Origin of the sequence: Streptomyces swartbergensis (assembly GCF_002148965.1) — a bacterium.
Taxonomy (GTDB): domain Bacteria; phylum Actinomycetota; class Actinomycetes; order Streptomycetales; family Streptomycetaceae; genus Streptomyces; species Streptomyces swartbergensis.
In genome coordinates, this window is sequence record NZ_NGFN01000320.1 from 1 (window position 1) to 9,810 (window position 9,810).

General features: G+C 71.1%; 7 protein-coding genes. 2 read left to right on the forward strand and 5 right to left on the reverse strand.

Annotation, left to right across the window (positions count from 1 at the left end):
* Positions 1-182 precede the first annotated feature (182 nt).
* From CA983_RS34545 to CA983_RS34560, 4 genes are all read right to left on the reverse strand, one after another.
* Entirely contained in the window at positions 183-1,796 is a 1,614-nt protein-coding gene (locus tag CA983_RS34545; RefSeq protein ID WP_086604708.1) for a sodium/solute symporter, read from the reverse strand.
* Entirely contained in the window at positions 1,793-2,239 is a 447-nt protein-coding gene (locus CA983_RS34550; protein WP_086604709.1) for a DUF485 domain-containing protein, read from the reverse strand. The genes CA983_RS34545 and CA983_RS34550 overlap by 4 nt, the downstream gene beginning before the upstream one ends.
* Positions 2,240-2,428: 189 nt before the next feature.
* Complete coding sequence (locus CA983_RS34555) at positions 2,429-2,914, reverse strand: GNAT family N-acetyltransferase (protein WP_086604713.1); 486 nt, start codon at positions 2,912-2,914, stop codon at positions 2,429-2,431.
* A 20-nt stretch (positions 2,915-2,934) separates the two neighbouring features.
* Entirely contained in the window at positions 2,935-4,428 is a 1,494-nt protein-coding gene (locus CA983_RS34560) for an MFS transporter (protein ID WP_086604710.1), read from the reverse strand.
* Between the two features lie 474 nt (positions 4,429-4,902).
* On the opposite strand from CA983_RS34560, the gene CA983_RS34565 reads away from it, so the two are divergent.
* Positions 4,903-5,691 (forward strand): ABC transporter ATP-binding protein, encoded by a 789-nt coding sequence (locus tag CA983_RS34565; protein ID WP_059415878.1) that lies wholly within the window; start codon positions 4,903-4,905, stop codon positions 5,689-5,691.
* Positions 5,688-8,267 carry an ABC transporter permease gene (locus tag CA983_RS34570; RefSeq protein ID WP_086604711.1) on the forward strand — a complete coding sequence of 860 codons (2,580 nt, stop codon included), beginning with the start codon at positions 5,688-5,690 and terminating at the stop codon, positions 8,265-8,267. Before CA983_RS34565 ends, CA983_RS34570 begins: the two co-directional genes overlap by 4 nt.
* 106 nt (positions 8,268-8,373) lie before the next feature.
* Here the strand turns inward: CA983_RS34570 and CA983_RS34575 are convergent, their stop codons facing one another.
* The gene (locus CA983_RS34575) at positions 8,374-9,807 is read right to left on the reverse strand and encodes a DUF2079 domain-containing protein (protein ID WP_086604712.1); all 1,434 of its coding nucleotides are present in this window, start codon (positions 9,805-9,807) and stop codon (positions 8,374-8,376) included.
* Positions 9,808-9,810: the final 3 nt, after the last annotated feature.

A 9,810-nucleotide genomic window follows, 5' to 3' on the forward strand; every position in this document is an offset into this window, starting at 1 on the left:
ACCCCAGGCTGCCCGACGCGGCGGCGCGGCACCCCAGGCTGCCCGACGCGGCGGCGCGGCACCCCAGGCTGCCCGACGCGGCGGCRCGGCACCCCARGCYGCCCGACGCGGCGGCRCGGCACCCCAAGCYGCCCRCCCCGGCGGCACGGCACCCCARGCCGCCCGCCGCCGAGGCACGCGCGTCAGCGGTCCCTGCGTACCGCGCCCGCCAGGATCCAGCCCTCCACCGCCTCGTACTCGTGGCGTTGTTCCTCCGACTTGCGGCGGCCGGAGGCCATCGTGCCCAGCCAGCCGCAGGCGAAGCCCAGGGGGATGGAGAGCAGGCCCGTGGTGGTGAACGGGAACCAGTTGAAGTCGGCGTCGGGGAAGGCGGAGACGGGCGAGCCGGAGACCAGGTTGGTGCCCGGCATCAGCAGCAGGACGGCCAGCGAGCCGCCGATGAGGGTGCTGAGCAGGCCCGTTCGCGTGAAGCGGCGCCAGAACAGGCTGTAGACCAGCGCAGGCGCGATGGCCGAGGCGCCCAGGCAGAAGGACAGCGTCACCAGGGGTTGCAGGCTGCGATGCTGGACGAGCGTGGCCAGGAGGATCGCCGGGACACCCACCGCCAGGGCCGACACCCGGGCCACCGTCATCTCGCGGCGCGGTGACATCTCCCGCACCCGGGCCGCGAACACGTCGTGCGCGAGGGAGTTGGCGCAGGCGAGGATCATCCCGGCGACCGAGGCGAGCAGCGTGAGGAAGACCGCCGTGGTGACGGTCGTGAACAGGAACGTCTCCGCCGTCGACACGTCCGAGCCGAACGCCGCCTGGGAGCCCAGCAGGTAGGCCGTGTTGCCCTGCGGGTCCACCTGCGCGATCACCGCCCGCCCGACCAGGGCCGTCGCGCCGAACCCGACGACCGTGATGACGAGGACGAACAGCGCCACGCTCGACACCGCCCAGGACATCGAACGCCGCACCTGCCGGGCACTGGAGGCGGTGTACATGCGCATGGTGACGTGCGGCAGTACGCCACCGCCGAGGACCACCGTCAGCTGTGCGGTGATCATGTCCAGGTCGGGGCTGGGGCCGCCCGCGAACTGGAGCCCCGACGAGAGGAACGCCGGGCCCACGCCGCTGTTCTGGGCGGCCGCGCCGAACAAGGCCCCCGGGTCCCAGTCGAACCGGTGCAGGATCAGCACCGCGACCACCATGCCGGAGCCGAGCAGCATCACGATCTTCAGGATCTGGATGAGGGCGGTGCCCTTCATCCCGCCGATCGCCGCGTAACTGATCATCAGCGCGCCCACGCCGATGATGCAGCCCGTCTGCAACGACTCGCCGGAGAAGCCGAGGACGAACGCCATCAGCTGCCCGGTCCCCGCCAGCTGCACCACCATCAGCGGCAGCAGCGCCGCCAGGGTCACCGCACAGGCCGTGATACGGACACCGCGTCCCGGCATACGGCGGGTCAGCGCGTCGCCCATGGTGAACCGGCCCGCGTTGCGCAGCGGTTCGGCCAGCAGGAACATCAGCAGCATCAGGGACAGTGCCGTACTGAGGGCCAGTACGGTCCCGTCGTAGCCGAACAGGGCGATCACGCCGCCGGTTCCGAGGACGGTCGCGGCGGAGATGTAGTCGCCGGCGATCGCCAGGCCGTTGCGCATGGGGGACAGGGAGCTGTAGCCGGTGTAGAACTCGTCGAGGTCGTCCCGGTCCGGGCCCGTCATCACGCACAGCAGCAGGGTGATCGTGGCGACGGCGGTGAAGCCGACCAGGGACATCGACTGGGCGTTGCCGCTGAACTCGGTGGTCACCGCGTTCCCTCCCGCCTGGCGTCCAGTTCGGCCTGCTTGCGCATCCGGTCCGCGAGGGGGTCGACGCGGCGGCGGGCCGTCTGCTCGTACAGGGCGATCGCCAGCCAGGTCACGGGGACTTGGACGAGCGCGAGCAGCAGGCCGGTGGGCAGGCCGTCGGTGACGGTGCTCGTCATGAACGACGGGGCGAACGCCGAGAGGATCAGGAACAGGACGAAGTAGCCGAGCGCCGTGAGCGTGGCCACGCGCCGCTGCCAGCGGTAGGCGCTGCGCAGCACCCGCAGGTCGCTGTGGTGCCCGAGCGCGGCGTGGCGCTGGGGGCGCCGCCCGGCCGGTTCGGGTGGCTCGGGCGGCTGCTGCGGCAGCCAGGGGTAGGTGTCGTAGGAGGGCGAGGAATCCGGCGGCCGGTACGGATAGGACGGTGGCGGCGGGTCGTAGGACATCCCGGTGCTCCTTGCGAGGGTCGGATCCGGTGCGGCGGACCGCAGGGAGGTGGGGGGTGGGAGCCACGCACGTTACTTCGCGGTACCGGGTGGACGCGAGCCTTTGGACAAACTGATTGGTCGGTACGCGCTTACTGAGCTGACCTCGGGTGTTACCCGCATTAACCCCGTCTCGGGGGCGGCGAGTCGTCAGAGGCGGCGTACGTAACGGACTCCGGGTCGGCCGGCCACGGGGGTGTCCTCGACGCGGGTGAAACCGTTGCGGGCCAGGACGGTCATGGACGCCAGGTTGTCCAGGGTCGTGACCGCCGTGAGGAACCTCAGGCCGTAGTCGGTGGCGGCCGACCGGTAGACCTCCGCCACGGCCGCCGTCGCCACGCCGCGGCCGGCGGCGCGTTCGCCGATGCGGTAGCCGAGTTCGGCGCCGCCGTCCGCCACGTCGATCAGGTTCACGCGGCCGATCAGGCTGCCCTCCTCCCCGAGGACTACATGGAAGTGGCACACGCGCGCGTGCTGCTCGTCGAGGAGTGCCCGGTGACGCTCGGCGAAACCCTCAGGCGTGAAGTAGGCGTCCCCGCGGTCCGGCACCGAGCGGGCGAAGTACGCCCGGTTCTCCCGCTCGAAGGCCAGCAGCGCGTCCGCGTGATCGGCCCGGAGCGGTTCCAAGGTCAGCATGCGCGGGAGCATACGTACGGTCAGTCCTTGAGCACCGGGAATTTCCGGGGCGCGAGGAACAGCAGCACCAGGAACGCCAGTGCCGCCGCGCCGGACGCGCCCAGGTAGACCGCGTGCACCGCGTCGGCGATCGCCCGCCGGGTCGCCTCCGGGGCGGTGCCCGAGTTGAGGGCCCGGGTCACCGAGTCGAGGTCGCTCGCGCCGCCGAGCCGGGCGGCCAGCACCCCGTTGGCGACCGCGCCGAAGACCGCCGCGCCGATCGTCTGGCCGGTCTGGCGGCAGAAGAGCACCGAAGCGGTGGTCGTGCCGCGCTCCGCCCACCCCACCGTCGACTGCACCCCGACGATCAGCGGCAGCTGGAACAGGCCCAGCGCGGCGCCGAGCAGCAGCATCAGCACGGTCGGCTGCCAGGCCTGCCCGGGGTAGGGCAGGAACGGGAACGCGAACAGGATCAGCGCGGCGGTTCCGATGCCCAGCATCGCCGTGTTGCGGAAGCCGATCCTGCGGTACACGTGCTGGCTCAGTGCCGCCGATACGGGCCAGCTCAACGTCCATACGGACAGCACGAATCCGGCGGCCACGGGCGCGAGGCCCAGGACCGACTGGGCGTAGGTGGGAAGGAAGACCGCCGGCGCCACCATCAGCAGGCCGAGCGCGCCCAGGGCCAGATTGACCGCGGCGATCGTACGGCGCCGCCACACCCAGCCGGGGATGATCGGCTCCGCCGCCCGGCGCTCCACCAGCACCACGACCGCGACCAGGGCAAGTCCCGTACCGAACAGGGCGAGTGAGGGCGCCGAAAGCCACGGCCACGCCACCCCGCCCTGTACCAGGGCCGTGAGCAGCACACCGCCGCAGGCGAACACCGCGAGGGCACCCGCCCAGTCCACGCGCGCGTGGGTGCCGGTCTGCCGCTCCGGCTCGTGGAGGTGACGGACGATCAGCCACAACGCGACCGCGCCGATCGGCAGGTTGACCAGGAAGATCCAGCGCCAGTCCGCGTAGGCGGCGAGGACACCGCCGAGACCCGGGCCGGCGACCGCCGAGACCGCCCACACGGTGGACAGCTTCGACTGGATCTTGGGACGGTCCTTCAGCGGGTAGAGGTCGGCGGCGAGTGTCTGGACGGTGCCCTGGAGGGCGCCGCCGCCCAGGCCCTGCACGACGCGGAACGCGATGAGTGCCCCCATGTTCCAGGCCAGTGCGCACAGCAGCGAGCCGACGAGGAAGACCACCGAGCCCGCGACGAGGACCGGTTTGCGGCCGAAGGTGTCGGAGAGCTTGCCGTAGACGGGCAGGGTGACGGTCACGGCCAGCAGATAGCCGGAGAACAGCCACGAGAAGACGGAGAAACCGCCGAGGTCCCCGACGATCTGCGGGACGGCGGTCGAGACGATGGTGGCGTCGAGCGCGGCCAGCGCCATCGAGAGCATCAGGGCGGCGACGACAGCGCCCCGCCGGTCTGTCGTGGCGGGACGTGCGGACTCGCGCGCCGCGGAACTGGTGCTGCCCACCCCGGGTTTCCTCCCCCTCGCCCCGGCCGCGCCTGCGCCACGGGTGCCGTCGCTTTGCCTGCCCCTTGCACCTACCTGCCGCCCGACAGCTTCCCACTTGACCCTGACGCAGCGGGAGGGTGGAGCCTGAATGGGCCGACGGGTGGACCGGACCCTGAGACGGTCTCCACCCTTCGGTGGACTGCCCCTAGGGGTACCTCCGTACTACGACCTGGGGAGGGTTCGTACCGGCGGAGGACGAGACGCGCAGGGGTCGCTCCTTAACCTGGCTTTATGCCGCCGGGGGGCGGTTCCGCACACCGGGGGGGTGGGGTTTTCCACAGGAAAAGACTGCGCTGAGCACCAGGGCGCGGGACCCCTCCCCGCCGCGAGACTGAAACGCGTCGGACGGACCCAGTGGTCCGGCAACGCATACCGCGGCTGTCGACCAGGCGACCGCCTTCACCATCTGCTGACCGATATAGGAGACATACCGTGACTTCGGCTGTGACCATTCCCAGGCACGGGGGCACTGGAGGGCGTACGGCCGTTGCCGCGCGGGCGCGGCAGGTCGTGAAGGCCTACGGGACCGGTGAGACCCGCGTCGTCGCCCTCGACCACGTCGACGTGGACATCGCACGCGGCCAGTTCACCGCGATCATGGGCCCCTCGGGGTCCGGCAAGTCCACGCTGATGCACTGCCTCGCCGGGCTCGACACCGTCACCAGCGGGCAGATCTACCTCGACGAGACCGAGATCACCGGCCTGAAGGACAAGAAGCTCACGCAGTTGCGCCGGGACCGGATCGGGTTCATCTTCCAGGCGTTCAACCTGCTGCCGACGCTCAACGCCATAGAGAACATCACGCTGCCCATGGACATCGCGGGCCGCAAGCCGGACAAGCAGTGGCTGACGCGCGTCGTGGAGACCGTCGGGCTCGCCGACCGCCTCAAGCACCGGCCCACCCAGCTGTCCGGCGGCCAGCAGCAGCGCGTCGCCGTGGCGCGGGCGCTCGCCGCCCAGCCGGAGATCATCTTCGGGGACGAGCCGACCGGAAACCTCGACTCGCGCGCCGGCGCCGAGGTCCTCGGCTTCCTGCGCCGGTCCGTGGACGAGCTGGGCCAGACCATCGTGATGGTCACCCACGATCCCGTAGCCGCCAGCTACGCGGACCGTGTGCTGTACCTCGCCGACGGCCGCATCGTCGACGAGATGTTCAAGCCGACCGCGGAGGCCGTCCTGGACCGCATGAAGGACTTCGACGCCCGGGGGCGCACGTCATGACCGTCATGAAGACCTCCTTGCGCAACTTCCTGGCGCACAAGGGACGCATGGCGCTGTCGGCGATCGCCGTCCTGCTGTCGGTGGCCTTCGTCTGCGGCACGCTCGTCTTCACGGACACCATGTCCACGACGTTCGACAAGCTCTTCGCGGCCACCTCCTCGGATGTGACGGTGAGCGCCAAGAGCGCCTCCGACAGCGGCGAGACGACCGCCGACAACGGCAAGCCGCCGGTCATGCCGGCCTCCGTGCTCGGCGAGGTCCGCAAGGCCGACGGGGTCGAATCCGCCGAGGGCGCGGTGTTCTCGACGTCGGTGACGGTCGTCGACGCCGACAAGGACAACCTGTCGCCCTCCAGCGGCGCCCCGACCATCGTCGGCAGCTGGAACAGCAACGAAGCCCGCACCATGAAGATCACCTCCGGTGCGGCACCCGAGAACTCCGGCCAGATCATGGTCGACGCCGACACCGCCGACAAGCACGACCTGAAGCTCGGCGACGAGATCGGCGTGCTCAGCGCGGTCGGCACCCACAAGACGAAGATCTCCGGCATCGCCGACTTCACCGTCACCAACCCCGGCGCCGCGATCTTCTACCTGGACACCAAGACCGCCCAGCAGACCCTGGTCGGCGAGACCGGCGTCTACACCAACGTCAACGTCACCGCGGCCTCCGGCGTCAGCGACGCGCAGCTGAAGAAGAACGTCGCGGCCGCACTCGGCGGCGACTTCCAGGTGAAGACCGCGAAGGAGACCGCCGACGCCAACCAGAAGGACGTCGCGGGCTTCATGAACGTCATGAAGTACGCGATGCTCGGCTTCGCCGGGATCGCCTTCCTCGTCGGGATTTTCCTGATCATCAACACCTTCTCCATGCTGGTCGCCCAGCGCACCCGGGAGATCGGCCTGATGCGGGCGATCGGCTCCTCCCGCAAGCAGGTCAACCGCTCCGTGCTGGTCGAGGCGCTGCTGCTCGGCGTCGTCGGATCGGTGCTCGGCGTGGCCGGGGGGGTCGGCCTCGCGGTCGGCCTGATGAAGCTCATGGGCCAGATGGGCATGGAGCTGTCCACCGACGACCTGACGGTGGCCTGGACGACCCCGGTGGTCGGCCTGGTCCTCGGCGTGGTCGTCACCGTCCTGGCCGCCTACCTGCCCGCCCGGCGCGCCGGCAAGATCTCCCCGATGGCCGCACTGCGCGACGCGGGAGCCCCCGCGGACGCCAGGGCCGGCTGGATCCGCGGTGTCATCGGCACGGTCCTCACCGGCGCCGGCGTCTTCGGCCTCTACCTGGCGGCGCAGGCCGACAAGGCCCAGGAGGGCTCGCTGTGGCTCGGCCTCGGCGTGGTGCTGTCGCTGATCGGCTTCGTCGTCATCGGCCCGCTGCTCGCCGGCGGTGTGGTCCGCGTCCTCGGCGCCGTCCTGCTGCGCATGTTCGGCCCCGTCGGCCGCATGGCCGAGCGCAACGCCCTGCGCAACCCGCGCCGCACCGGCGCGACGGGCGCCGCGCTGATGATCGGCCTCGCGCTGGTGGCGTGCCTGTCCGTGGTCGGCTCCTCCATGGTGGCATCCGCCACCGACCAGCTCGACAAGACCGTCGGCACGGACTTCATCATCCAGTCCGACAGCGGCCAGCTCATCACCCCGCAGGCGGTCAAGGCCGCGAAGTCGGCACCGGACGTGGAGCGGGTCACCGAGTACAAGTGGACCAAGGCCGACTTCACCACCCCCGACGGCAAGACGCTCAAGGACACGGCGATCACGGCGGCCGACCCGTCGTACGCGACCGACCTGCGCACCGAGACGGTCGCCGGCGAGCTCCCCGACGCCTACAAGCCCGACTCGATGTCGGTGCACGAGAAGTTCGCCAAGGACCACGGCATCAGCCTCGGCTCCAAGATCAAGGTCGCCTTCGAGGACGGCGCCACGGCCGGCCTGACGGTCCGGGCGATCACCAGCAGTGACGTCGTGATCGACGCGGGCGCGATGTACACGTCCATCGCCACGTTGGCCAAGTACGTCCCCGCCGACAAGATGCCGCTGGACCTGATGCTGTTCGCCAGCGCCAAGGACGGGCAGCAGGACGCCGCCTACCAGTCCCTGAAGTCGGCGCTGCACGACTACCCGCAGTACACCGTGCGCGACCAGACCGACTACAAGGAAGCCCTGAAGGACCAGATCGGCCAGCTGCTCAACATGATCTACGGCCTGCTGGCCCTGGCGATCATCGTCGCCATCCTGGGCGTGGTGAACACCCTGGCCCTGTCGGTGGTGGAGCGCACCCGGGAGATAGGCCTGATGCGGGCGATCGGCCTCTCCCGCCGTCAGCTGCGCCGCATGATCCGCATGGAGTCGGTCGTCATCGCCCTCTTCGGTGCCCTCCTCGGCCTCGGACTGGGCATGGGCTGGGGCGCCACCGCACAGCAGCTCCTCGCCCTGGAGGGTCTGGAGGTCCTGGAGATCCCCTGGCCGACGATCATCGGCGTCTTCATCGCCTCGGCGTTCGTGGGTCTGTTCGCGGCACTCATCCCGGCGTTCCGGGCGGGCCGGATGAACGTCCTGAACGCCATCGCGACCGAGTAGCGGCGCAAGGACCACCGCACACGGGGGTTGCGGAGGACGGGCCCGCCCCGGAGGTTTCCACCTCCGGGGCGGGCCCGGTTGCTCGGCAGGGTCTGAGCACCCGGTGTCAGCTCGCCCTGAGCCGCTCCAGGACCACGTACCCGTTGGCCTTGCCCGCGACGGCGTACTCGGCGCCGGGATGCAGGTCCCCGGCGTAGCCCACGGGGTCGCGGTACGTGCCGTCGATGTTCTCCAGGGCGATGTACTCGGGGGTGACGCCCTGGGTGTTGCCGAGCCAGAAGACCCGGCAGCGCGAGGTCAGGCGGCTGATCGGGCCGATGTTGGCCTCGACGGTGGCGCCGTCGGGGATCCGCGCCAGGAGCCGTTCGACGCCGGACACCGCGGCGGGCCGGCGGTAGATCCCGGCCTCCGTGAGCTGTGCCAGCGGCAGCGAGGTGGTCAGCGCCAGGGCCGCGGCGGCGACGGCGGCCGGCAGCTGGGCGGCGTACGAGCTCAGCCACGGGCGCGGGCTGTGGCGCGCGGTCGTGAGGGCGTCGGCGAGGGCGAGGAGGACGACCGGCATCAGCACCGCGCTGTAGTGCCAGTCGGTGCCCCAGTAGTGCTCGTCACCGGACAGGAAGCGCCAGCCGAGCGTCGGCAGGGCCACCAGCAGCAGCGGGGAACGCAGGGCGAGCAGCCCGGTGGTGGGGATCAGCAGCCAGGCGAGGGTGCGGAGCTTGGTGCCGAGGCCGTCGACGGGGCTGCCCGACTCGCTGACCTTGCTCCAGTAGTCGTAGCTCCCGGCGGTGTTGAACGACGGGATGACCACCGTGAGGACGAGCAGCGTCGCCGCCACGCCGAACACGGCGGCACCGAGCGCGTACGGAACCGTCCGGGGCGACGAGCCGCGCGCCCGCCAGGCGACGACGAGCGCGATCGCGGTCAGCGTCAGCCCCAGGTCCTCCTTCACGAGCACCAGGGGAAGCGCCCAGCACAGGGCCGCGCGCCGGCGGTCCGCCAGCAGGGCCTCCAGGGAGAAGGCGATCAGCGGGACGGCGAAGCAGATCTCGTGGAAGTCGAAGTCGACGGCGCGCTGGACACCCCAGGACAGTCCGTAGGCGAGGCCGAGCGCCAGACCGCGACGACGGCCGAGGAGCCGGGCGGCGGCGCGGGTGACGGGTACGGCGGACAGGGCGAAGAGCGCCGCTTGGGCGACCAGCAGCGTGACCGGTGAGGGGAACAGCCGGTACGCCGGCGCGAGCAGGGCCGTCACCGGGCTGAAGTGGTCACCCAGGATGTCGAACCCCGGCCCCTTGAGGTCGGACACCGGCGCCCGCAGATGCGCGTACGCCCGCACGACCTGCTCGAAGATGCCCAGGTCCCAGGAGAAGGTCGTCATGTGCCGGTAGCGGCCGACGGAGACGGCCGCGTAGGCGGCGCAGAGGACGGCGGCGAGGACCCAGGGGTCCCACCGCGCGCGATCCGGGTGCCGGTCGCCCCTTCCCGCGGCGACCGGCGTCGGCATATGGGCCTCTGAGACCGGGAGGGCGGGGGCGGGCATGCC

Excerpts from the sequence above, each read along its gene's own strand:
- CA983_RS34555 (WP_086604713.1), bottom strand. The coding sequence starts at position 2,914 with ATGCTGACCTTGGAACCGCTCCGGGCCGATCACGCGGACGCGCTGCTG.
- CA983_RS34570 (WP_086604711.1), top strand. The coding sequence starts at position 5,688 with ATGACCGTCATGAAGACCTCCTTGCGCAACTTCCTGGCGCACAAGGGA.
- CA983_RS34550 (WP_086604709.1), bottom strand. The coding sequence starts at position 2,239 with ATGTCCTACGACCCGCCGCCACCGTCCTATCCGTACCGGCCGCCGGAT.
- CA983_RS34575 (WP_086604712.1), bottom strand. The coding sequence starts at position 9,807 with ATGCCCGCCCCCGCCCTCCCGGTCTCAGAGGCCCATATGCCGACGCCG.